The sequence below is a fragment of the Streptomyces sp. NPDC006925 genome, assembly GCF_042869575.1.
Taxonomy (GTDB): Bacteria; Actinomycetota; Actinomycetes; order Streptomycetales; family Streptomycetaceae; genus Streptomyces.
The window spans coordinates 15137-37508 of record NZ_JBIAGB010000033.1 but is presented as its reverse complement, the minus strand read 5'-3'; the positions used below and the strand labels follow the sequence as shown (position 1 = coordinate 37508).

General features: G+C 74.0%; 17 protein-coding genes. 5 read left to right on the top strand and 12 right to left on the bottom strand.

What is annotated here, in order from left to right:
- Window positions 1-57: 57 nt before the first annotated feature.
- The 6 genes from ACFYNS_RS29330 to ACFYNS_RS29305 form a co-directional block, all read right to left on the bottom strand.
- The gene (locus ACFYNS_RS29330) at window positions 58-1089 is read right to left on the bottom strand and encodes a BMP family ABC transporter substrate-binding protein (protein WP_360695466.1); all 1032 of its coding nucleotides are present in this window, start codon (window positions 1087-1089) and stop codon (window positions 58-60) included.
- A 534-nt stretch (window positions 1090-1623) separates the two neighbouring features.
- The gene (locus ACFYNS_RS29325) at window positions 1624-2952 is read right to left on the bottom strand and encodes an amidohydrolase (protein ID WP_388605811.1); all 1329 of its coding nucleotides are present in this window, start codon (window positions 2950-2952) and stop codon (window positions 1624-1626) included.
- 250 nt (window positions 2953-3202) lie between these two features.
- Window positions 3203-4420: a hypothetical protein gene (locus ACFYNS_RS29320; protein WP_388605809.1), complete on the bottom strand. Its 1218-nt coding sequence runs from the start codon at window positions 4418-4420 to the stop codon at window positions 3203-3205.
- A gap of 272 nt (window positions 4421-4692) precedes the next feature.
- On the bottom strand, window positions 4693-5679 hold the full coding sequence (locus ACFYNS_RS29315; RefSeq protein WP_366774622.1) for an N-acetylneuraminate synthase family protein: 987 nt from the start codon (window positions 5677-5679) through the stop codon (window positions 4693-4695).
- Window positions 5680-5886: 207 nt separating this feature from the next.
- On the bottom strand, window positions 5887-7167 hold the full coding sequence (locus ACFYNS_RS29310; RefSeq protein ID WP_388605808.1) for a cytidylyltransferase domain-containing protein: 1281 nt from the start codon (window positions 7165-7167) through the stop codon (window positions 5887-5889).
- A gap of 161 nt (window positions 7168-7328) precedes the next feature.
- Window positions 7329-8810, bottom strand: a complete 1482-nt coding sequence (locus ACFYNS_RS29305; protein ID WP_388605835.1) for a DUF6716 putative glycosyltransferase — start codon at window positions 8808-8810, stop codon at window positions 7329-7331.
- Between the two features lie 202 nt (window positions 8811-9012).
- Between ACFYNS_RS29305 and ACFYNS_RS29300 the strand changes: the two genes are divergently transcribed.
- Both ACFYNS_RS29300 and ACFYNS_RS29295 read left to right on the top strand, forming a co-directional pair.
- Window positions 9013-10080, top strand: a complete 1068-nt coding sequence (locus tag ACFYNS_RS29300) for a glycosyltransferase family 2 protein (RefSeq protein WP_366774611.1) — start codon at window positions 9013-9015, stop codon at window positions 10078-10080.
- Complete coding sequence (locus ACFYNS_RS29295) at window positions 10080-11423, top strand: polysialyltransferase family glycosyltransferase (RefSeq protein WP_388605806.1); 1344 nt, start codon at window positions 10080-10082, stop codon at window positions 11421-11423. Before ACFYNS_RS29300 ends, ACFYNS_RS29295 begins: the two co-directional genes overlap by 1 nt.
- Before the next feature lie 92 nt (window positions 11424-11515).
- Here the strand turns inward: ACFYNS_RS29295 and ACFYNS_RS29290 are convergent, their stop codons facing one another.
- Window positions 11516-12277: a TetR/AcrR family transcriptional regulator C-terminal domain-containing protein gene (locus ACFYNS_RS29290; protein WP_388605805.1), complete on the bottom strand. Its 762-nt coding sequence runs from the start codon at window positions 12275-12277 to the stop codon at window positions 11516-11518.
- Between the two features lie 71 nt (window positions 12278-12348).
- On the opposite strand from ACFYNS_RS29290, the gene ACFYNS_RS29285 reads away from it, so the two are divergent.
- Window positions 12349-13923, top strand: coding sequence for an FAD-dependent monooxygenase (locus ACFYNS_RS29285; RefSeq protein ID WP_366774613.1), 1575 nt, complete (start codon window positions 12349-12351; stop codon window positions 13921-13923).
- Here ACFYNS_RS29285 and ACFYNS_RS29280 read toward each other — a convergent pair.
- Together ACFYNS_RS29280 and ACFYNS_RS29275 are read right to left on the bottom strand one after the other, a co-directional pair.
- Complete coding sequence (locus ACFYNS_RS29280) at window positions 13905-14276, bottom strand: VOC family protein (protein WP_366774614.1); 372 nt, start codon at window positions 14274-14276, stop codon at window positions 13905-13907. The genes ACFYNS_RS29285 and ACFYNS_RS29280 overlap by 19 nt on opposite strands.
- Before the next feature lie 239 nt (window positions 14277-14515).
- Window positions 14516-16003 (bottom strand): amidase, encoded by a 1488-nt coding sequence (locus ACFYNS_RS29275; protein ID WP_366774615.1) that lies wholly within the window; start codon window positions 16001-16003, stop codon window positions 14516-14518.
- 193 nt (window positions 16004-16196) lie between these two features.
- On the opposite strand from ACFYNS_RS29275, the gene ACFYNS_RS29270 reads away from it, so the two are divergent.
- On the top strand, window positions 16197-17084 hold the full coding sequence (locus ACFYNS_RS29270; RefSeq protein WP_360299109.1) for a L,D-transpeptidase family protein: 888 nt from the start codon (window positions 16197-16199) through the stop codon (window positions 17082-17084).
- Window positions 17085-17411: 327 nt separating this feature from the next.
- Here the strand turns inward: ACFYNS_RS29270 and ACFYNS_RS29265 are convergent, their stop codons facing one another.
- The 3 genes from ACFYNS_RS29265 to ACFYNS_RS29255 form a co-directional block, all read right to left on the bottom strand.
- Window positions 17412-18773: a hypothetical protein gene (locus ACFYNS_RS29265; RefSeq protein ID WP_360299092.1), complete on the bottom strand. Its 1362-nt coding sequence runs from the start codon at window positions 18771-18773 to the stop codon at window positions 17412-17414.
- Complete coding sequence (locus ACFYNS_RS29260; RefSeq protein WP_075002098.1) at window positions 18773-19504, bottom strand: RNA polymerase sigma factor; 732 nt, start codon at window positions 19502-19504, stop codon at window positions 18773-18775. The genes ACFYNS_RS29265 and ACFYNS_RS29260 overlap by 1 nt, the downstream gene beginning before the upstream one ends.
- Before the next feature lie 460 nt (window positions 19505-19964).
- Window positions 19965-21605, bottom strand: a complete 1641-nt coding sequence (locus tag ACFYNS_RS29255) for a glycoside hydrolase family 20 protein (RefSeq protein WP_388605803.1) — start codon at window positions 21603-21605, stop codon at window positions 19965-19967.
- A 162-nt stretch (window positions 21606-21767) separates the two neighbouring features.
- Between ACFYNS_RS29255 and ACFYNS_RS29250 the strand changes: the two genes are divergently transcribed.
- Window positions 21768-22283, top strand: a complete 516-nt coding sequence (locus ACFYNS_RS29250; RefSeq protein WP_388605801.1) for a 2-oxo-4-hydroxy-4-carboxy-5-ureidoimidazoline decarboxylase — start codon at window positions 21768-21770, stop codon at window positions 22281-22283.
- The last annotated feature ends 89 nt before the right edge of the window (window positions 22284-22372 follow it).

Here is a 22372-nt window from a genome sequence, read left to right as displayed (position 1 = left end):
GGCACCGTACGCGCCGCGGCTGCGCGCCGGGCTGCGTACGGTGCCGCCTCCACCGGGTCACGGGCGGGTCGGAACCTTGACCTCACCGGAGGTGATCTTCTCGGTGGCCTTGTCGATGTCGTCCTTGATGTCGTCGATGAAGCCACCGGAGGTGGCGACCGAGACACCCTTCTCCTTGAGCGAGAAGGTCTGGTTGCCGGTGAGCGGCTTGCCGTCCTTGACGCTCTTGATCAGCTCGAAGACGGCCACGTCGACGTTCTTGACCGAGGAGGTCAGGATCGCGTCCTTGTACTTGCCCAGGCCCTTCTGCCGGTACTGGTCGGAGTCGACCCCGATGGCCCAGGCGCCCTTCTTCTTGCTGATCTCCTCGATGGAGCCGGCGCCGGACTGGCCCGCCGCCGTGTAGATCACGTCGTTGCCGCGGGAGAGCATGCCCTTGGCCATGTTCTTGGCCCGCGCGGGGTCGTTGAAGCCCTTGTCGGACTCCTTGTACAGGTAGTCGACCTCGACCTTGATCTTCGGGTCGGTGTCCTTGACGCCCTTGACGTAGCCCGCCTCGAACTTCTGGATCAGCGCGTTGTCCACGCCGCCGATGAAGGAGACCTTGTCCGTCTTGGTCTTCTTGGCAGCGGCCACGCCGACCAGGTAGGAAGCCTCGTTCTCGGCGAAGGTCATCCCGACGACGTTCTTGGCGTGGGACTGCTCGTCCACCACACCGAAGGTGGTGTCGGGGAAGTCCTTGGCCACCTTGTTGACCGACTTGCCGTAGTTGAAGCCGACGCCGATGACCGGGTTGTAACCCGCCTTCGCGAGCGAGGTGAGCCGCTGCTCGCGGGTCTCCTCCGTCTCGTTGTTGCCGGCGGTCATCTCCTTGGTCTTGACGCCGAGTTCCTTCTCGGCCTTGTCCGTGCCGCGGGCCGCCGCCTCGTTGAACGAGTGGTCGTCCCGACCGCCGACGTCGAAAGCGAGTCCGACGCCCTTGTTCTTCTTGCCACCCGACTCCGTAGAGCTCTCACCGCACGCGGTGGCCGTCAGTGCGAGAGCCGCGGTGGCCGTGACCGCCGCAGCCAGCTTTGTTACCCGAAGCAACAGGGTCCCCTTCGAATCGTGGAGCACCGGTTCCGGCCCCGCAGTTCGGGTTCCGGCCCTTGAGACGGCCACAGATTAACGCGCGTAGATTTCCAGCAGAAGAAGACGGGAACCGCTGTTATCGGATCGTCGCGAACGGCGCCCTGATGTACGCTTTTGACCCTTTTGTGGCGGTGCAGAATTTCCCGTGTCCCGGGGTAAGGGCGAAATGCGCGGCACCGTGCAGGACCACTGCCCGGCGGCACCCCGCGGCCGGCCGCCGCCCTGGGGTACCGCCGGGCAGCGGGTGGTGCGCTCCGCGGGGGCCGGCCGAGCGCAGGAGTGGTGCGGCGGATGGGGTCAGCGGCGCGGGGCCGCACAGCGGCGCGGGTGGCGCGGGGCGGCACAGCGGCGCGGGTGGCGCGGGTCGGCCGAGCGGCAGGGTGGCGCGGTGGCGCCGGAGTCCGTCAGGGCGTTCCGGACCTCGGTTCGCCGGTCCGGGCGGCCGGGTCGCGGCCTCCGGGCGGGCGGGTCGCCGGCTCCGGGCGGACAGGGCTACGAACGGTGCAGCAGCGCGGCGGCGGTGAACAGTTCGACGCCGGTGGTGATAGCGGACTCGTCCGCGTCGAAATCGCCCTGGTGCAGATCACGACTGCGGCGGTCGCCGACGGGCCGCACCCCGAGCCGGGCCATCGCGCCGGGGACGTGCTCCAGGTACCAGGAGAAGTCCTCCCCGCCCAGGCTCTGCTCCGTCGTCTCCACGGACGCCGCGCCCGAGCGGGCCGCCATCGCCTCCCGCAGCAGCGCCGTCGCGGACGGTTCGTTGACCACCGGCGGCACCCCGCGCACATAGGTCAGCTCGCACTTGGCCCGGTGCAGCGTCGCCACCTCGTCGACGGCCTCGTGCACCAGATCCGGAGCCTCCCGCCAGGTCGGCAGATTCAGGCAGCGCAGCGTGCCGGAGAGCTCCGCGCGCTGCGGGATCACGTTCGGCGCGTGCCCGGACTCGATCCGGCCCCAGGTCAGCGACAGGCCGGAGCGCGCGTCCGCCCGCCGGGCCAGCAGCGCCGGCACCTCGGTGGCCAGCTTCGCCGCCGCCGTCACCAGGTCGGTGGTCAGATGCGGCCGCGCGGTGTGGCCGCCGGCGCCGCTGAGCACCACCTCCAGCCGGTCGCAGGCCGAAGTGATCGGCCCGGCACGCAGCCCGATCCGGCCCGCGTCGACCCGCGGGTCGCAGTGCACGGCCAGAATCGAGCCGACGCCGTCCAGCACTCCGCATTCCACCGCATCGGCGGCACCTCCGGGCAGCACCTCCTCGGCCGGCTGGAACAGCAACCGCACCGGACGGGGCAGGGCACCCGCCTTGGCCAGCTCCGCCAGCACCAGGCCGGTGCCGAGCACGACGGTGGTGTGCACGTCGTGCCCGCAGGCGTGGGCCCGGCCGGGCACCGTCGAACGGTAGGGCACCTCCTTGGTGTCCGGGATCGGCAGTGCGTCGATGTCCGCGCGCAGGGCCAGCATGGGCGGGGTCGCGTGCGCGGGACCCGCCGCCTGCGGCACCGCGGCGGCCGCCGGCTCGGCGGCTTCCCGGCCGGCGGCCTGCTGCTCGGCGCCCGGCGCGGGCTCGGGGTGGATGTCGCAGATCAAGCCGGTGCCCATGGCCAGCACCCGGGGGCGCAGCCCGGCGCGCTCCAGCCGGGTCTTGATCGCCGTGGTCGTGCGGAACTCCTGGTTGCCCAGCTCTGGGTGCATATGGAGATCGCGACGGAAGGCGATGAGCTCACGGCGGAGGGGATCGGTCAGCCGGCCGGGCAGCTCGGGAAGTACGCCGGCGGCCCCGCGTGCGTCTACCTCCGGTGCTGCAGGGGACAGGAGTTCGTTCATGGTCCGAAGAGTAGGCCCCTTGACACCGCAACTGACTAGAGATCCAGCAAAGTTCAACCTCTCAGGGGAAGAAAATCTAGGCTGGGCGGCGGTTATGTCCCTATGCGGTTGGGTATACCTGCGAAATTTTCCGGTGTCGCCTCCGCGGTAGGCCGGGAGGGAGAGCAGCGGCACGGGCAGGGGCGCGCGGCGGTGCCACCGTGGCCTGCGCGGCGGTGCCGCCGCACAGCGCAGCGGTGCCGCCGCGGACTCATGCGCTCCGGCCCGGTGGAGTGGGCAGCGCCGAGGGGACCCTGCGCACCCCCCGGGCCGTCCCCGTGACACCCGCGAGAAAGCCCTGGGCACGCGGCGAAGCGGTACGGGTGAGCCAGGCGGGGTCGACGTCGCACACCGCCACGGTCACCGCCGTGCCCGCGAGCGCCAGCGGAAGGGTGTGGACGACAGTGGAGGGGAAACTCAGAATGGTCCTGCCGACAGGACCGCGGCGGGCGACCAGTTCGAGCGGCAGATCCGGGCGGACGATCTCCAACCCGGTGGCGGCCGTCACCTGCTGAAGCTTCTCGCTGCTCTCCCGGCGGTGGGCGAAGTACCGGGTGGCACCGTAGGCACGGGCCAGCGAGGCGACCGCCTCCAGATACCGCTCGGTGTCCACCACACCGGTCTCCACGAGCGAGGTACCCACCAGATCGGCGCCCCGGGTCAGACGCGGCGGACCGAACCGGGCGCGGGTCCAGGCGAACTCGTTCGCCGTCACGGTCACGTTCTCGGGCGGCTCCACCGGCATCGAGCTGAACACCTCGACCGGGCGGGAACCGTCCCGACGCGGGGTGAGACGGCGCCGCGCCCGGCGCGAGACCGGCGCGAACAGCACTCCGCGCACCCCTCCCCGCACCCCGCGCCGATGCCACCGTACGAAGCGCTCCCCCTGTGCCAGCTGGGAGACGAACTCCATGGTGGCCGTACCGTCGTCCACCACCGTGATCCGCCGCTCGGCGCGCGCGGGTGTCAGAGCCAGCAGCAGCTGCACGTACCGCGAGAAGGGGTCGCCGATCACCAGGGTCCGGGCCCTGCGCGCCCTGCGGGCCAGCGCGAGCAGGCTGCTGAGCGCGCCGCCCACGCCGTCCCTGGCCTCCTGCCAGCTCACCGTGACCCCCTCGTCGCGGGCCAGCTCGGCCATCCGGCGCAACTGGCCGCGGGTCATCGGATCGTGCGGGGGCAGCACGACGAGAGCGAGCGGACTCACGGCGCCGGGAGCCGGATGGTTGTGCGCCCACTCCAGCACGTTGAGGAGCTGGACGGGGCTCTCGACGAAAGCGAGAGCCCCGTCCCGCGTCCCGGGGTTGGCTCCGCCCCCGGGGTCGGCAGCGGCCCGGACCGCCGGACCCGGCCCCCGGCCGGAGGCACGGTCCGGGGCGCGGTCGGCGGCGGAGCGGGCCGAGGCATGTGCTGCGGGGCCGGAAGGGCTCATCGCTCCTGATGCGGAGCGGCTACGGGACATGTGCGCATACGCTCCGTTCCGCTGTGCGGGGTCGGGGGGGTGCGGGGCGTGCGGGGTGCGGGCCCGCTGTGCTGTGCCGGCCGAGGAGGGTGTGTGGTTCTGGCCGGAGCCGAAGCCGGAGCCTGGTCCTGGTCCGGGGCGGTCTCGGGCTGGGGTCTGGGGTCTGAGCCTGGGCCTGGGGCCTGGGGCCTGGGGCCTGGGCCTGTACGGGCCGGTGCCCGTACAGGCGGTGCCCGTCCGCCTCAGACCGTGACCGGCTCGCGGGTCCCCGTCTCCTCCGCGGCCTGGGCACCCTCGGCCACGACACCCTTGACGCGGCGCAGCTTGCGCATCGGCGCCAGCTCGCTGTCGTACACCTTCTTCACGCCGTCGCCCAGGGACTCCTCGATGGTGCGGATGTCCCGCACCAGACGCTGGAGGCCCTGCGGCTCCACGGAAGCCGCCTGGTCGGAGCCCCACATGGCGCGGTCGAGAGTGATGTGCCGCTCGACGAAGACGGCACCGAGAGCGACCGCCGCCAGCGTGGTCTGCAGACCCGTCTCGTGGCCGCTGTAGCCGATCGGGACGTTCGGGTAGGCGTCCTGCAGGCTGTGGATCACCCGGAGGTTCAGCTCCTCCGCCTTGGCAGGGTAGGTGGAGGTCGCGTGGCAGAGCACGATGTTCTCGCTGCCCAGCACCTCCACCGCGTGCCGGATCTGCTGCGGCGTGGACATGCCGGTGGAGAGGATGACGGTCCGCCCGGTGGCGCGCAGCGCGCGCAGCAGGTCGTCATCGGTGAGAGAAGCCGACGCCACCTTGTGCGCGGGTACGTCGAACTTCTCCAGGAAGGCGACGGCCTCCTCGTCCCACGGAGAAGCGAACCAGTCGATGCCGCGCTCGGCGCAGTGCTCGCTGATGGCACGGTAGTCGTCCTCGCCGAACTCGACCCGGTGCCGGTAGTCGATGTACGTCATGCGGCCCCACGGGGTGTCCCGCTCCAGGTCCCACTGGTCGCGCGGGGTGCAGATCTCCGGAGTCCGCTTCTGGAACTTGACCGCGTCGCAGCCCGCCTCCGCGGCGGCGTCGATGAGGGCGAAGGCGTTGTCCAGGTCGCCGTTGTGGTTGATGCCGATCTCACCGGTGACGTAGACGGGGTGGCCGGGGCCGACCGTCCGGGTGCCGAGGGTGCGGATGCGGGAAGCTCCGTGGAGGTCGCGGCGGGCGTCGATGTGCTGGGCGTTGCTCGTCATGTTCACCATTTCCGGGAGTTTCTTTCTGTGGTGTGTGCAAAAGGTCGTCAGGCGCTGCACGGGGTGCCGGGGGCGCCGGTCCGGGTAGGGTTTGCGCTGGTCAGGAGGCGGCGGGTGGGGGGGCGTCGGGGCTCCGGCGGGCTTCCTTTGTGGGTGGGCCCAACCAAGGCGAGGAGCCTGCGCCCCACCCCCCTCACAGCTCGGCCCTCACAGCTCGGCCCCCACCAACCACCCCGCGATCTCGCGGACCGCTCCCGCTCCCCCGCCGCGGGTCGTGACGGCACGGGCGGCGGCCCGCACCACGTCGTGGGCGTCCGCGACGGCGACGGGCCATCCGGCGAGCGCGAAGCACGGCAGGTCGTTCGCGTCGTTGCCCGCGTACAGCACCCGCTCGGGCGCGATCCCCCGCTCCTCGCACCACTGTTTGAGCGCCAGGTCCTTGCGGTCGATGCCGTGCAGCACCGGCAGCCGCAGCTTGGCGGCGCGGGCCGCCACGACCGGGTTGGTCTCGGTGGAGAGGATCAGCACCTCCAGGCCCGCGCGGCGCAGCGCGGCGATGCCGAGCCCGTCTCCGCGGTGGACGGCGACGGTCTCCCGCCCTTCGGCGTCGATGTAGACGCGGTCGTCGGTCTGTGTGCCGTCGAAGTCCAGTACGACGGCGTCCACGTCCTCCCGCGTCGGCAGCGCGCCCGGACCGTCGCGGTGCGCGTCCAGCAGCGGCGCCAGCAGGCGGGCTCGGGCGAGGTCGTGCGGGTCGTCGACCTCCAGGACGCGGGCCGGGTCGGTGCGGACGACGGCCGTCCGCCCGAAGAACCGATGGCCGGACTCGCGGAACCCCATGGCGTCCATGGCGTAGGCGGCGCCGGTCTCCAGCAGGTCCTCGGGCCGGTCCTGGCGCCGGGGGCGTACGGCCCGGTCGTGGTTGACGCCGTACGCGCCGCCGTCGGCGCCGGAAGCCCCCACCGCGCCGGAGGCAGCACCGGGGCCGTCGCCGGAGAGGCCTGCCGGGACGTCACCGGACCCGGCCGCCGGGGTGTCGCCGTCGCGCCAGACGAAGCCGTGGAACGGCGCCACGGCCAGGGCGCTGTCCGCGCCCTCCTCGATGACGGCCGCGGCCACCTGCTCGACGTCCTCCCGCACCAGGAAGGGGCTGGTGCACTGCACGAGCAGCACGGTCTGCAGCGGTCGCCGGTGCCGCTCCTCGTAGACGTCCATGGCGTGCAGGACGGCGGTCTCACTGCTGGCCAGGTCGCCGGCCAGGTCGGCGGGCCGGTCGACGACCTCGGCTCCGGCGGAGCGGGCCGCCTCGGCGATGGCGGGGTCGTCGGTGGAGACGACGACGTCGGTGACGTTCCGCGCGGCCAGGCACTCGCGTGCTGCGCGGGCGACGAGCGGAACGCCCGCGACCGGTGCGAGGTTCTTGGCGGCCACGCCCTTCGACCCGCCCCGGGCGGGTATCACCGCGAGCACGGCGGGGGCTGGGGACATGCTGGCTCCTGGGTGAGGCGAGGATGCGGACGGGGCGGCGCCATCGGGCGCACGCGGCGGCGCGGACGGCGAGGAGGTCTGCGGCGCAGTCGGCGGCACGGGAGCACCGGACGACGGCACGGGACGAGCACCGGACGAGGCGGCGTCGCGAGGCGGCTCGGTCACAGTTCGCCCGCCTTCCGGATCAGCGGGGCGACGCGCTGGACTCCGTGCCGGTAGGCGCCCCGGGCCGCTTCGCGGACGACGCGCCGGACGGCACCGCGACCGGCGGCGCCGAGACCGTCGGCTGCCTCGGCGGAGCTTCCGGCGCCCGGTGATCCGTCCGGTGCGAGCCCGTAGCGCCGCAGGATGCCGGGCAGGTAGCCGGGTGCGGTGCGGACGGTGTAGTACGGCGCGAGGGGCGGCAGTCCGCCGCTCGCCGCGCGGCCGACCAGGCGGGTGACCCGGTCGCGGGCCGCGGCGAAGCCGTCGCCGCCGCGTACGCCCTGCCGCAGCGCCCACTTCTCGTCGGCTTCCGGGAGCAGGCCGTCGTCGAGTTCGTCCCAGGAGGCCAGGCAGCCTGAGCCGGTGAAGTAGTGGTTGCCCAGGGCTTCGCGGACGCCGAGGTCGGTGAGGACGGCGGTGGGTACGCCGCGGTGCAGGGATTCGAGGGCTGCGGTCGAGCTGACCGTCACCAGCAGGCCGCCGGTGTGCCGCGCCCGGTCCAGGATCTCTCCCATGTTCCCGTAGACGAGGCGGCAGTTGGGCGGCAGCCCGCCGTGCGCGCCGTCGCGTCCGCCGGGCAGTTTGCGGGCGAGCTTCTGGTAAGGCAGCTCCTCGATGTGCGTGGTGTGCTCACCGGGCTTGCTGCGCAGTTTGATCAGCACCTCGCGTTCGGGGTGGCGCAGCGCGTGCTGCACGGCCCGGCGCAGCAGGTAGGCGCGGTCGGCGCGGCCGGCCGGGACGGAGGGCTGCACGGCGAAGACCACGGTGAACGGCCCGTCGCCGGTCTCGGCCGGGGCGGGTGCCGCCGTCCCCTCCAGGAACGGCAGCGCGCACTCGGCCACGCTTCCGGCGTCGGCGCCCACGCCCTCGTAGACCACGCGGAACCGCTCGGCGTCGAAGGGCGAGTTGGCGAGGACGAGGTCGGCACCGTGCCGCAGCAGCAGTCCGTCGGTGAGCTTCTCGTAGACGACGCCGACGTAGCCGGTGACGACCACGGGGCGCCGCGCGGACAGCTCGCCGTCCGCTCCGCTCCCCGCCGCGGCTGCGCCGGCGGCCCCCTCCGCAGCGGCTGCGGCCCCGTCGGCCGCGGCCCGCCGCAGCCCGTGCAGCATGGCCTGCACGGCGCCGCCGACGCATGCGAGGACGACCATGTCGTAGGCGCCGGGCGTGGTGGCGGCGCGGAGGAATTCGGCGGTCGTGACCTCACGGAGGGAGTCGACGGCGACGCCGACCTCGGCGAGCTGGCGCGGTGTGGGTGTGGCGCGGCCGCGCAGCAGCAGCCCGTCGACGGCGGCCTCGGGGGCCAGTCTGCGGGCGGTCAGGACACCCCATTTCCACCGGGTGTCGGAATCCGCGAGGACGACCACCCGGCGGGGCGCAGACCGCTCGCCGGGGGCGGTTCCGGTCGGCGCGGCCGGGGTGTTCGGTGCGGAGGGGATTTCTCGTGAGGGCACGTCTCCGACGCTAGGAAGGGATTCCGGAAGGCGGCCCAACGCGACGGCAACAGCCGGTTAACAGCACACCGACGAATACCCAACGCGGCGGCGGGAAAGGCCCGTTCACCATCCGGCCACGCGCCGTTCACTCACGGGTCCGCCGCAGGTCAAGACGGGGCGGGACGTGAACCCTAGGGTCCTTCGGGTGGTCAAGCTCTCCGTCATCGTGCCGTTCTACAACGTGCAGTCATACGCCCCGGAAACGCTCCGGAGTCTCCGGGCGAACGCCCGCCGGGATTTCGAGTTCGTTCTGGTCGACGACGCCTCCCGGGACGGGACGCCGGACATTCTGGAGCGGGCCGAAAAGAGGCTCCGGGACGTGGCGCAGGTGGTCCGGGTCCGGCACATGCGCAACGCCGGTCTGGCGACGGCCCGCAATTCGGGGCTGGACCGGGCGAGCGGCGAGTTCGTCACGTTCCTGGACGGGGACGACTGGCTGGCGCCCGGCCACTATCCACGGCTGGTGGCCTGTATCGAGCGGCTGGGCTGCGACTTCGTGCGCACCGACCACGTCCGGTGCACGGGGCGCTCGCGCACCCTGGCCCGGGTGCCGCACGGCCGGCGGGGGGTGGTGGAGGATCCGCGTGCGGCGATCCTGCCGGCGACCCGCAGCACCTCCGTGGACTACGCCTACGCCTGGGCGGGGATCTACCACCGCAGGCTGCTGGACGAGGGGCTGCTGCACTTCACCGACGGGCTGCGCACGGCCGAGGACCGGCCCTGGATCTGGCGGCTGCACCGCGAGGCGCGCTCGTTCGCCGCGGTCGGGCTGCTGGGGGTCTTCTACCGGCGCGGGGTCGCCTCCTCGCTGACCCGGATCGGGGACGTGCGGCAACTCGACTTCCTCCGCGCCTTCGACCAGGTGGTCGAGGAGACCGCGCGGGACCGGGACGCCGAGCTGCTGCTGCCCAAGGCGGTGCGCACCTATTGCGCGCTCGTCTCGCACCATCTGACGAGTGACACGTTCGAACCCGCGGTGGCGCGCACGCTGCGGACGAAAAGCGCGGCGGCGCTCGGGCGGCTGCCCGCCGGGCTGCTGTCGGAGGCGCTGGACTCGATGGACAGCGAACGGTCCGTCCGGCTGCGGCGGCTGCTCAGGCGCCCGGCCCGGCCCGGACGCGCGGCGGGCGACGCCCCGGAGGCGGTCGACCCGGGTGCGCACACCACCGAAGCCGCCGGTTCCGGCGCGCGCGACAAGGGAGCGGTGGCCTGATGCGGACGCAGGTGTTCCTCGTCGGCTCCCTGTACGGCGCCGCCGCCCTGGCGGCGGCGCTCGACGCGGGCTGCTTCGAGCCGGCCGACCAGCGGCTGCTGCTGGTCAGCAACAACGCGGCGACTCCCGAGACGGCGCCGCCGCTGGAGACCGCACCGGGTTTCGAGCGGCTGCGCGGCCGGTTCGACCGGGTGCTGTCGTGGAACGAGACGATCCGGCCGCTGCACCCGGCGGGCTGGTCGCCGCGCGCGGACGACGCCCCCTTGTGGGAGCGGTATCTGCGCCGGATGTGGAACCTGGGGGACGGCCCCGAGGACGAGGTCACGCTCGTGCTGGACACGCTCCAGGATGAGCCCGGGGCGGCGGTGGCGCAGCTGTTCGCGGACGCGCCGATCGAAGCGTTCGCGGGCGGGCTGACGGGCTACGGTCCCACCGGCGGCAAGCTGGATCCGCTGGTGGGCACCCGGGTGCGCCGGCTGCTCCACCTGGATCTGGTGCCCGGTCTGGCGCCGCTGCTGCTGTCGGAGTTCGGCGTGCTGTCCGAGCCCGTCCCGGCCGAGGCGTTCCGTGCGGTGGTGGCCGAACTCGCGGAGGAGGCGCCGCCTTCGGTGGCCTTCGTGCCGCGGGGTGCGGCGCTGCTGTTGGGTCCGTCGCCGGCCGCGCCGGAGCTGCTCTCCCCGGACGAGGAGGAGTGGCTCCAGGTGCGGATGCTGCGCGGGGCCGCGGCGCGCGGCCACCGCGAGCTGGTGCTCAAGCCGCATCCGGCCGCGCCCGCCGGCCTGCCGCGCGCCGTCGAGAAGGAGGCGGGCGAGCTCGGTGTCGCGCTGACGGTGGCGGATCCGCTGATCCCGGCGGAGGTGCTGTACGAGGGGATGCGCCCGGCCCTGGTGGTGGGCTGCTGTTCGACGGCGTTGCTGTCGGCGTCGGCGCTCTACGGACTGCCCGTGGTGCGGGCCGGTACCGGCCCGCTGCTGGAGCGGCTCGCGCCCTACGAGAGCGCCGAGCGGGTGCCGTTGACGCTGGTGGACGCGCTGCTGCCGGATCTGGAGGACGGTTCGCAGGTCGGCTCCGCCCCGCTTCCGCGCGGCGAGTTGGCGGCGCTGGTGCGCGCTGTCGGGTTCTGCATGCAGCCGCGGGTGCTCCCGGGGCTGCGTCCGGAGGCGGAGCGCTTCCTGGCGGAGCGGTCGTCCCCGGCGACCCGCCGCTACTTCACGCGGCGCCGGCTGACCGTGCTGGCGCTGCCCGGCGCGGTGCCCCGCCAGTTCGCTTTCGTCCCCCGCAACCGTGTGGTGCGCCGGGTCGCCCGCCGGGCGCGGGCGCTCAAGCGAGCGGCTCTGGGCTGAGTCCGGGCCGTGGGGGGGGGCGGGCGGGGCCGGGGCGGCGCCGGAGGAGGGGCTGGCCGCGTGCTCGCGCCGGGCCGTGCGGCGGCCTCGGTTCACCGCCCGGCGGCGTCGCCGGCGAGCACGGTGGCGCGCAGCCCGGCGATCACGGCCTGGAGCCCTTCCTCGAAGCGTGCATCGAAGTCCGTGAACAGCTCCGCGCTGATCTGCGCGGCCAGCGGGTGTCCCACCATGCGCGCGGCGCGCTCGTCGGGGTCGTAGCCGGGGGCGCGTTCGTCGGGGAAGGGCTGAACGGCCTGTTCCTCGATGACGAAGCCGACGGTGTAGCTGAAGGCGGTGAAGAATGCGCGGGCAGCGGCGTTCACGCTGAAACCCGCCTCGGTCATCATCCGCAGGTAGCGTTCCTGGCCCTCGGCGTGCTCGGTGGTGGTCAGCCGCGTGCCGCTGAAGACTTTCGCCCCGTCCCGGTAGCGCAGCAGCGTACGCCGCAGCAGCCGCAGGCTCTCGGCGAACCACTCGTCCCAGGAGGCCGTCCCGGATGCCGGGGCTGCGAGGTCGCGCAGTTCGCGTGTCATGACGGTGGCCATCTCGTCCAGCAGGGCCTGTTTGCTGGCGAAGTGCCAGTAGAGCGCGGGCGCTTTGACGTTCAGTTCGGTGGCGATGCGGCGCAGGCTGAGCTGCTCCAGGCCCGTCTCGTTCAGCAGCCGCAGCCCGGCTTCGGCGACCTGGGTCCGGTCCAGCCGGGGGGCCGCGGTCCTCCGTGCGGGGGCTGCCGCCGCACGCGGCGGCTTGCGGACCGTCCCGTCCGCTGCCGCTTCGTCCGCTGCCTGGTCGGCCGCCTGTCTCTTCGTCGCCACATGCGCCAGCGTATCGCCGTCGTCGTCGCCGCACCTTGACAATTTAACGCCGTTAAGCGCATTGTCGCCCCATGACAGCACTTAACGACGTTAAGGACACGCCCGCGGGAGGCGGGAACGCGCCGCGTACCGGGGTGCTCGTGGTCGGCGCCGGTCCGACCGGCCTGGCACTCGCCTGCGACCTGCGCAGACGGAACATCGAGGTGCGGGTGGTGGAGAGCCGCGACCGGCTCGCACGCGGCTCGCGGGGGAAGGGCATCCAGCCGCGCACCATGGAGGTCCTCGACGATCTGGGCCTGGCACCGGCGGTGCGCGCAGCGGGCGGCCCGTATCCGCGGATGCTCATCCGCCGCCCCGGCCTGCCCGCGGCGGAGTGGGACATCATCGAGCGCGCCGAGACCCGCGACGACACCCCCTACGCCGAGGTGTGGATGCTCCCCCAGTGGCGGACCCAGGAACTGCTGCATGCGCGGCTGCGGGAACTGGGCGGCGACGTCGAGTTCGGCGCGGGCGTCACGCACCTGACGCAGGACCCGGACGGTGTCACGGCCCGGCTCTCCACCGGCGAAACCGTCCGCACCCGGTATGCCGTGGCCTGCGACGGCGGCCGCAGCACCGTACGCGCGGCGCTCGGCATCGGCATGACGGGCGAGAGCGTGGACGCCGAGCCGTCCCTCGTGGCCGACGTCCGCATCCCGGGGCTCGACCGGGGACACTGGCACGCCTGGCAGGACGACGCACACGGCACGCTCGCGCTGTGCCCGCTGCCGGGCACCGACACCTTCCAGCTCGTCGCCCAGCGCGCGGCCCTCGCCGCCGAAGGGGAGGATCCCGCGCCCGTCCTGCGCCGACTGCTCGCCGCCCGGACCGACCTGGCCCCGGAACAGCTCGAAGAGGTGCTGTACGCCTCACAGTTCCGGGTCAACGCCGCCATGGCCGACCGGTTCCGCCGGGGCCGGGTCCTCCTCGCCGGGGACGCGGCACACATCCACTCACCCGCCGGAGGCCAGGGCCTCAACACCAGCGTGCAGGACGCCTACAACCTCGGCTGGAAGCTCGGACTCGTGCTCCACGGGCACGCCGGAGAGGCGCTGCTGGACAGTTACGAGAAGGAGCGGGCACCGCTCGCGGCACGGGTGCTCGGCCTCTCCACCCGGTTGCACGGCCGGGCGGAGCGCCGGGGCGGCGAGACCGGGCAGCTCGGGATCGGCTATCCGGACAGTCCGCTGACGCGGTACCCGGCCGTGCCCCTTCCCGGCGGTCCGGCTCCCGGGGACCGGGCACCGGACGCGCGCCTGCCGGTCGGCGGAAGCGGCCCTGCGGCCCACGGAAGCAGCGGCGCGGCCGCCGGAAGCCGCGAGGCGACGGCGCCCGGCGGCCACGGCCGGGTCTTCGACCTGCTCCGCGGGCCGCACGCCACCCTCCTCGCGGTCGGTGACGCCGCGCCGCCTCGCGGCCTCCCCCCGTACGTGCGCACCCGCGTGATCCCCCCGGCCGGCGCCTACCGGAACGGGACCTTCTACCTCGTCCGTCCGGACGGATACCTCGCCCTGGTCACCGGGGACCCGCGGGAGGTCGCGGCGTATCCGGCGGTGCTGCACACCGGGGCGGCCGAGGGCGCGGCGGGTCAGGCCGTGGCGACGTAGGTGCCGAAGGACCACAGGTTGCCCTCCGGGTCCCTGGCGGCGTACTCGCGCGAGCCGTAGTCCTGGTCGGTGGGTGGCAGCACGATCTCCGCGCCCGCCTCCACCGCGCGGGCGTGGTGCGCGTCCGGGTCCTGTACGGAGACGTAGACGGCGCCGGGCCCCAGCCCGGCCATCAGACCGCTGTCGCGGGCGGTGCCGAGCATCACGAGGCCGTCCCCGAACCGCAGTTCGGCGTGGACCACCGAACCGTCGTCGCCCTCGTGGACGCGGACGGGTTCGAAGCCGAACGCGGCCTGCAGGAAGTCGAGGGCGGCGCGGGGGTCGCGGTAGGTGAGCGCGGGGTTGAGCGGCATGCCGGCCCTCCTCGTGCGTCGCGCGCCCTCCGGACCTCTCGGGCCCCGCGGGGCCTCCCCGGTGCGGCGCGCCTGCCGGGTACTGCTCCCACCCTGGCAGACACCCGCGGCATCGGCCTGCCGAGCACATCCGCCGTGCCGGGGAGAGAGCCTGGGCGGAGGCCACGGCCCGGCCGGGAGGCGCACCCGGCGGGTGCCGCCGACGCCGCGCAGGGCCCGCTCGCCACGCGCCCGGCCGCTCACACCGCCGGGGGGCGCCGTTCGTACCAGCGCTGGTCGGTCTCCAGCTGGGCGGCGAGGGAGACCAGCAGGGGTTCGCTGTCGGCGGGGCCCAGGAGCTGGGCGCCCAGCGGCAGCCGGTCCGGCTCGGTCACGGCGGCGGGGACGTTGACGCCGGGCCAGCCGAGGACGTTCCACGGCCAGGCGTACGGGCAGTGGGCGATCATCCTGCGGTCGGTCTGCCAGTTGGACAGCCGGGCCAGATCGCCGATCCGGGGCGGCGGGGTGGCGGTGGTGGGGGCGAGGACGACGTCGTAGCGGCGGAAGATCCGGCCCACGTGGCGGCGCAGCGGCTCCTCGGCGGCCCGGGCGGCGCGCAGCAGCGGGCCGCCCAGCAGCCGCCCGGTGCGGGCGGCTGCGCGGGTGCGCGGGTCCAGCAGCGCGGGGTCGGGGGTGCGCTGCGCCCAGGTGCGGATGCCCGCGGTGGCGCGGGGGAGGAACGTCAGCCCGATCGGACCGTAGTGCGGGTCGGCTTCCTCCACCTCGTGTCCGAGTACGGCGAGCCGTTCGGCCAGGGCGCGCACGGCGGTGTCGACGCGGGGGTCCAGCCGCTTCGGGGTGGCGGTGAAGGCCCACCGGGTGGAGAGCGCGATCCGCAGCCGTCCGGGGTCGCGGCCGAGCGCTCCGCGCACGTCCACGGGCGGCGGCCGGTGCAGATCGCCCTCCCGGTTTCCCGCGGCGGCGTCCAGCAGCAGTGCGGCGTCCTCGACGGTGCGCGCCAGCGGCCCGAGGACGGTGATGCCGTTGAACGCCTCGGGGTCCGGCCAGGTGGAGATGCGCCCCCGCTGGGGCTTGATACCGACGAGATGCGTCCAGGCGGCGGGGATCCGGATCGATCCGGCGCCGTCCGAACCGAGTGCCGCGGGCACCAGCCCGGCGGCGACGGCGGCTGCCGCACCGCCCGAGGAACCGCCGGGTGTGTGGGCCGTGTTCCAGGGGTTGCGGGTGTCACCGAAGGCGCGGCCCTCGGTGAACGGCCACTGCCCCAGTTCGGGGCTGTTGGTCTTGCCGACGACGATCGCTCCGGCGGCCCGCAGTCTGCGCACCGCCTCCGCGTCGGCGGTCTTGGCGGGGAAGTCCCCGGCGCAGCCGAACGCGGTGGGCTCCCCGCACACGTCGGTGTCGTCCTTGACCGCGACCGGGACGCCCAGCAGCGGCCGGCCGCGGCCCTGCGCCCGGGCCCGGTCGGCGGCGTCGGCCTCGGCCAGCGCCGCCTCCGCGCGCACTCTGCGGAAGGCGTTCAGCGTGGGCTGCGTGGCCTCGATCCGGGCGAGCGCCCGCTCGGTGAGCGCCCGGGAGGTGGTCTCCCCCGCTGCGAGGGCGGCGGCGGCACGGGCGAGTCCGGGCAGCGGCTCCGGCTCGCCGACACCGGTTCCGGGGGCGGGCGGGGGCTGCTGGGGCCGGGGCTGCGGCTGTTCGGCGGACCCCGTCCCGGTTCCTGTCGACATGGACACCTCGCGGGCTGCTCGTCGGTCGTCGGTCACGCCTGCGCCTACTGTCCCCGATCCGCACCCGGTTTTAAACCCGCCAGTAACAAAACCGGATGCGGCACCCGCCGCGGCGAGCGGCGACGGCGGGTTCACGGGGCGGCACGCTGGGCAGTGATGGACGCGTACACCTGTCGAACCTCCGGGGGTGGGGATGCGCAGGAGGGGAGCAACGGCCGTGCGCGGTGCGGCGGTCTCGGCCGCGGTGCTGCTGACGGCGGGCGCGCTCGCCGCATGCGAGGTGAAGGAAGGAGCGAGCGGCCCGTCCGTGCGGATCTCCACGGCCCCGCAGAAGGCGGCGGGGAAGCCGCCGCCCGCCCCGTCGCCCGCGCAGTCGAAGCACTCGGCACCGGCCCGGCCCGCGCAGCCCACCCGGCCGCAGCAGCCGAAGGCCGCGCGACCGGCCGCGCAGACGGTGCGGATGGCACCCGGCGCACGCGGCGCGCACGTACGCGAACTCCAGGCGCGGCTGCGGCAACTGGGCCACTTCGACCGCAACCCGACCGGCTACTACGGCCCGGTGACGGCCGCTTCGGTCTCCGCGTTCCAGCAGCGGCGCGGCATGCCCCGCACCGGCAAGGTCACCGACGCGGTGCTGAGCGCGCTGCGGGCCCGCACCCACGAGCCCACCCGCACCGAACTGCACCCGCCCACCAGCCGGCCACTGGCCGTTCCGGACCCGCGCTGCACCACGGGGCGCGCGCTGTGCATCAGCAAGACGAGCCGCACCGCCGCGTGGATGGTCGACGGCAAGGTGCGCACGGCGATGGACGTGCGATTCGGCTCGGCCTACACACCGACCCGCGAGGGCCAGTTCAAGGTCGACTTCAAGAGCCGGCACCACCGCTCGACCCTCTACGACAGCCCGATGCCCTACGCGATGTTCTTCAGCCGGGGCCAAGCGGTGCACTACTCCTCCGACTTCGCCGCCCGCGGGTACGCGGGCGCGTCCCACGGGTGCGTGAACGTGCGGGACAAGAAGAAGATCGCGAAGGTCTTCGCGGAGATCCGCCCGGGCGACAAGGTCGTGGTCTACAAGTGACCGCGCTCCGCCCGACAGAACGCCCCGCCCGCGCACCGGGCCGCCGTGCGAACAGCCGGGGAAGAGCGAGGGAGTGAGGGGGCGCGGGCGGGACCGGGGGAACGTGTCCCGCCCGCGCCATCGCGCGAACCCAGAGGTACGGGGGGAACCTCGGGCTTACCGCGCCGCCGATGACCAGTCGGCTCACTCTCTTCAGCGCCGTGCCCGGCGAAAGTGTCACACCGTCGGCCGGGTGAACCGTGTGGCGCCTGTCACTGCCGCGTCGATGCGGCTGAGGTCACCGCGACGCCGGTACGGCTGATCACCGGTGCGCCGGTGCGGCCGAAGTCACCGCCGCGTCGGTGCGGGCGTCGTCGCCGTCGTGCTCGGTGCCGGATCCGAGGGCTCGGACGGCACGCCGCCCCCGCTCGCACCGGAACCGCCGGTGTCCCCACCGCCGTCGCCACCGCCGGCGCTCTCCCCCGAACCGCCGCCGGAGCCGGTGCTCTGCCCGCCGCCCCCGCCGGCACTCTCTCCGCCGCCCCCGCCGGAGCTGTCGCCTTCCCCGTGCCGGGCGCAGAACCTCCGCACCACGGCCCGGCCGCCCGCGGCGCGTTCCAGCTTGCGGCGGTCGTCGGTCTCCAGCTTGTCCGCCGCGTACGCCCTGCACAGTGCCTCGGCGATGGCTTCCTTCCGGGAGCCGCCGTGGCCGCCGTGGTGCCCGCCCGCGCTGGGGAAGGTGCCGCCGGGTCTGTCCCTCCACGGGCCGTTGCCGCCCAGGTCGCCACCGGTGCCGCCGTCGGCGAGGTCCCGGGAGGAGCCTTCCTGCCCGCTCCCCTTGCCCCCGTCGGCGCCCCCGCCGTCTCCGCCCTCACCGCTGCCCCCGCCGGGCCGGGTGGACCGGTCGCGGCCGCCGTGCCGCTCGCCCGCGCTGTCCCGGCCCGGTGAACCGGCACCGCCTTCGTCGCTCCCCTCCGGGCTCTCGGTCCCGGAACTGGCGGCCGGGGAAGCGCTGGCGGCAGGCGCGTCGCCACTCGAGAACGGGGTCGGCAGCACGCCCGCTCCGGCCGCGACCGCGACCCCGCCGAGTGCGCAGCCCGCCAGCGCGACGGCGAATCCGGCCCGCAGGGGCCGGCCCGTGAGGATGTGCCGGGTGCGGCTGCGGGCACCGCCCAGCGCGCCACCGCCGCCGAGCGCACCCGCCGACGCGGCCGAGGGGGTGCCGCCGGAACGGGCGGCGAGCCGGGCGGCACGGAAGGCGTCCAGCGCGGCGGCCTCGCCGGGGAGTTCGACCGGCGTGGTGCCGGGTGCGGCGGGAGGGGGAGCGCTGTGGGCGGCGGAGAGCTCGTCCAGCGCTGCGGCGAGCCGGGCCGCCGTACGGCGGTCGGCCTCGCGGAACCAGTCGGGTGAGGGCACATCGAGACGGCCCCCGGCTCTTCGGCCCGACCGTCCGGTGCCGGCAGCGGAGTCCGCCTGCGCCGATTCTCCGGGAGCGGGGTTCGTGTGCTCCTGGACCGGGTCGGATTCCCGCCCTCCGGCCGCGGGTTCGTGCTCGGCGGACGAGCCGATCTCCAGCTCGGCACCCCGCGCCTCGGGGGCCGGTCCGGAACCGGAACCCGGTCTGCCGTCTTCACAGGCTTCGACCGGCAGGCCGCGCAGCAAGCGCTCCGCAGTCTCTTCGTCCAGCCAACTGTACCGGTCGTCCGCCATCACGTTTCCCTCAGCGTTCGGGTGGCTTTATGCGTCACACCGCGCGCCATGCCGCGTGTCCTGCCCTTCGCCGTGCCACCGCCCGGCCTGGACCCGGAGCCCGGACCGCCGGGGCCACCGGCCGGGCCGTCGGCCACCGCCCCGCCCGCGCCGTCGACCGCGTCGCCGGAAGGGCCCAGGGCCCGCTCCTCCAGCAGCTCCGCCAGCCTGCGCAACCCGCGGTGCGCGGCCGTCCGCACCGCACCCGAGCGCTTGCCCAGCACCTGGGCTGCGCTCTTGGCGTCCAGTCCGACCACCACCCGCAGCACGACCGCCTCGGCCTGGTCGCGCGGGAGTTGCGATATGAGCGCCATCGTGCTGCTGGTCCCCAGCGCCTCCAGCGCCTCGTCCGCCGTGTCGGTGCCCGCCGGCAGGACGGTCAGTTCGCTCTCGTCACCGCCGACGGCGGGGCGGCGGCCGCGCATCCGCAGATGGTCCAGCCCCCGGTTGCGGGCGATCCGCGCCGCCCAGCCGCGAAACCGGTCCGCGTCGCCGTGGAAGCGGGGCAGGTCGCGGGCGATCTGCAGCCACGCCTCGGAGGCCACGTCCTCGGCGTCGGCGTCCGGCACCAGCGTGCGCACGTAGCCGAGCAGGCGCGGGTGCACCGAGCGGTAGACGGTGCGGAAGGCGGACTCGTCCCCCTCCTGCGCCGCTTGCACCGCAGCGGTCAGCTCCGCGTCGTCCCCCTGCACGCCCGTCTCTCGCCCCACTCCGCGAAGGTGTCTGTGCTGTGCGCCGTTGCCGGGAGTCAGCATCCCGGCCGCCGGATTTTCGCGTCCCGACTGCCGGGTTCGGTCCACCCGGCGCGGCGCGAGCAGCACGCTAAGGCCAAGTGTGCACGCTCGTCCATGCCGAAGGGAGAGGCGGGGCGGCAGCACGCTGTGCGTAAGGATGCGGTAGCCCACCGTCAGCATCCGGACTCCGCGGTGAGCGCGGAACGGCGGCCCGCGAACGGTTGCGGCGTGGCGCGTAACACATTGCGAGGCGGTGGCGCTGAGGAGAGTACGGGCAAGCCGCTGGCGTAGTGAGCCCGTGTCCGACGGCGGCCGGGGTCTCTCCTGTGGGGGGTGGCGACCCCGGTCGCCCTCGGCTTTTCCCGCCCCCCCGGCCGCCGAACCGGGGCCGGTCGGTCCACGGCCGGGCCGGTCCCGGTCAGTCCACCTTGTCGACCAGTTTCACGAAGTCGTCCCAGGAGCGTTCGGGCCGCTGCGGGTCCCACAGCTTCTGGGCCGTCGCGGCGAGCGGCAGCCGGATCCCGCGGGCGACCTGTCCGGTGGTCTGCGCGTCGGCGAGGTCGCCCCAGACGGCGAACCGGCCGCCGAGGATGCGGTCCCGTCCGGCCCACTTGTCCGGCACCGGTTCGGTGCCGCGCACCACGGCGGGGGTCCACTCCTCGTAGATGCGTCGGCCGGTCGGGTAGGTGAAGTTGTTGGGCTGGCCGAGGACGTAGTACAGGTACTCGTCGTTGAGATTGACGATCTTCCAGCCCTCCTTCAGGTACTCGGACGGCTCCCGCTCCCCCGCTTCCCGTCCGGTCCAGTAGGCGACCTCGCGCGGCTTGTTCGGCTTGACGACGCCGCCGCGGTGCATGCCGTCGTTCCACACCTGCGGGATCTTGCCCTGCTTGTCCAGGGTCGAGGCGCGGTCGTTGAGCCAGGCGGTCGCCAGGTCCTGGACGGTGGCCTTGTCCCCGAACTCCTCCCGCGCCTTCTTCGCGAGCCCGGGGTAGGTCTGCTCCGGGTTCTCCGTCATCAGTGCCTGGTACTCGTCGCCGCCCGCGTGCGCCCACTTGCCGGGGAACAGATCGGCGAACTCGACCAGCAGTTCGTCGACGAGCTTGGCCGCGGCGGGCTTGCTGATGTCGATCGCGCCGCGCGGGGTGGCGCCCGAGGCGCTGCGCAGTTGCAGTTCGGGGTGGGCCTTCAGGACGGCGCCGAGGTGGCCGGGCGAGTCGATCTCGGGGATGACGGTGATGTGCCGGGAGGCGGCGAGGTCGACGATGTCGCGGACCTGCGCCTTGGTCAGGTGGGGGTCGGAGACGATCTCGGGGTGGGTCTCGCTCTCGACGCGGAACGCCTGGTCGTCGGAGAGGTGGAGCTGGAGCTGGTTGAGCTTGAGGTCGCCCATCTGGCGGATCCGGGCCTTGATCCAGTCGGCGCTGAAGTTCTTGCGCGCGATGTCCAGGGAGAAGCCGCGCTGCGGGCGGTCGGGGGCGTCCGCGACGGTGCCCTCGGCGAAGCGGCCCTGGGCCCGCCAGGTCTGGAGGAGGGTGCGGGTGCCGTAGAAGACCCCGGCGTCGCCGCCTCCGGTGATGGTGACCTTGCCGTCCTTGCTGACCAGCCGGTAGCTCTCGGGGCCGCCGTTCACCTTGCCGCCGGGGGACTTCCCGCCGTCCTCGCCGCGCTTGAGCTCGATGTCACCGGTGCGGGACGGCCCCTTGGCGACCGGCACCTTCAGCTCGTCGGCGAGCAGCTTGGCTTCGTCGCGCAGCGAGTCGGCGGCGGGGATGACACGGGTCTGGTCCGTGCGCTGCCAGCCCGGTCCCCGTACGGCCTTCCACTGGCGCACCGAGGGCACGGCCGAGGGTGCGGGGCCGAGCCGGTCGGGGCCCTGGGGCGGCTGCGCCGATCCGCTCGGGGAGGCGGAGGGGGACTCGCCGCCCTCGTCGCCGTCACCGCCGCAGGCCGCCAGGCCGAGCAGGCTGACGGCGAGGGTGAGTGCCAGCGGCGCGCCGGAGCGGCGGAGCGCCCCGACGGCAGTCCGTCCCGACTTCTTCGACCAGTTTCGTCCCATACGGATACGGTATTTCCCCTTCCCAGCCCTTCCCCGTCAGCTATGCGTCCCCACGCATTCCCTTACGGGTGAAAAACACGACTCGGACGGCCGATCTTGCCTGGTCGCCACTACCGTGGCGCATCCGGGCCCACATCCGGATCCTTCGGACTTACGGAGCGCATGACCCTTCCCACCCCTCCCCGCCACGGAACGCGGACACCCCTGGACCGGTTCAACAGCGCGGCCCTCGCGACGGTCGAGCCGCTGCTGCTGCGCTGCTGCGGCAGCCGCCGCTGGGCCCGCCGTCTCGTGGCGCACCGGCCCTACCCGGATGTGGAGGCCCTGCTGGCGGCGGCCGACGAGGCGAGCTACGACCTGACCCCGGCCGACCTGCGGGAGGCACTGGTCTGCGAGTCGGCCGCACACCCGCTGGAGGGCGAGCCGCAGCCGGGCGTACTCGCCGCGCACACGGCCCTGCGAGCCGCGCACGGCGCGTACGAGCGGAAATTCGGACACGCGTTCCTCTACTGCCTGGACGGGTTCGCCGCCGAGGAGCGGCTGGACCAGGTACTGGCGGGGATCAGGTTGCGGTTGGAGAACGATGCCGACGAGGAGTGGGCGGTCACCGCGGAGGAGCTGCGGCGGCTGGCGCGCGGGCGGCTCGGCCGGCTGGCAGCGCCCGGACCGGCGGACTGAGCCCCGCCACACGGGCCGCGGTGTGTCGCTGCTCACACCGCGGATAGGCCGTCCGTGCCTGATTGATCACACCTGCACACCCCTGGGCG

What these genes read in the sequence shown, in the direction of transcription:
- ACFYNS_RS29325 (WP_388605811.1), bottom strand. Translation starts at nt 2,952, where the DNA reads ATGAACGAACTCCTGTCCCCTGCAGCACCGGAGGTAGACGCACGCGGG.
- ACFYNS_RS29320 (WP_388605809.1), bottom strand. Translation starts at nt 4,420, where the DNA reads ATGAGCCCTTCCGGCCCCGCAGCACATGCCTCGGCCCGCTCCGCCGCC.
- ACFYNS_RS29315 (WP_366774622.1), bottom strand. Translation starts at nt 5,679, where the DNA reads ATGACGAGCAACGCCCAGCACATCGACGCCCGCCGCGACCTCCACGGA.
- ACFYNS_RS29310 (WP_388605808.1), bottom strand. Translation starts at nt 7,167, where the DNA reads ATGTCCCCAGCCCCCGCCGTGCTCGCGGTGATACCCGCCCGGGGCGGG.
- ACFYNS_RS29295 (WP_388605806.1), top strand. Translation starts at nt 10,080, where the DNA reads ATGCGGACGCAGGTGTTCCTCGTCGGCTCCCTGTACGGCGCCGCCGCC.
- ACFYNS_RS29285 (WP_366774613.1), top strand. Translation starts at nt 12,349, where the DNA reads ATGACAGCACTTAACGACGTTAAGGACACGCCCGCGGGAGGCGGGAAC.
- ACFYNS_RS29280 (WP_366774614.1), bottom strand. Translation starts at nt 14,276, where the DNA reads ATGCCGCTCAACCCCGCGCTCACCTACCGCGACCCCCGCGCCGCCCTC.
- ACFYNS_RS29275 (WP_366774615.1), bottom strand. Translation starts at nt 16,003, where the DNA reads ATGTCGACAGGAACCGGGACGGGGTCCGCCGAACAGCCGCAGCCCCGG.
- ACFYNS_RS29270 (WP_360299109.1), top strand. Translation starts at nt 16,197, where the DNA reads ATGCGCAGGAGGGGAGCAACGGCCGTGCGCGGTGCGGCGGTCTCGGCC.
- ACFYNS_RS29265 (WP_360299092.1), bottom strand. Translation starts at nt 18,773, where the DNA reads ATGGCGGACGACCGGTACAGTTGGCTGGACGAAGAGACTGCGGAGCGC.
- ACFYNS_RS29255 (WP_388605803.1), bottom strand. Translation starts at nt 21,605, where the DNA reads ATGGGACGAAACTGGTCGAAGAAGTCGGGACGGACTGCCGTCGGGGCG.
- ACFYNS_RS29250 (WP_388605801.1), top strand. Translation starts at nt 21,768, where the DNA reads ATGACCCTTCCCACCCCTCCCCGCCACGGAACGCGGACACCCCTGGAC.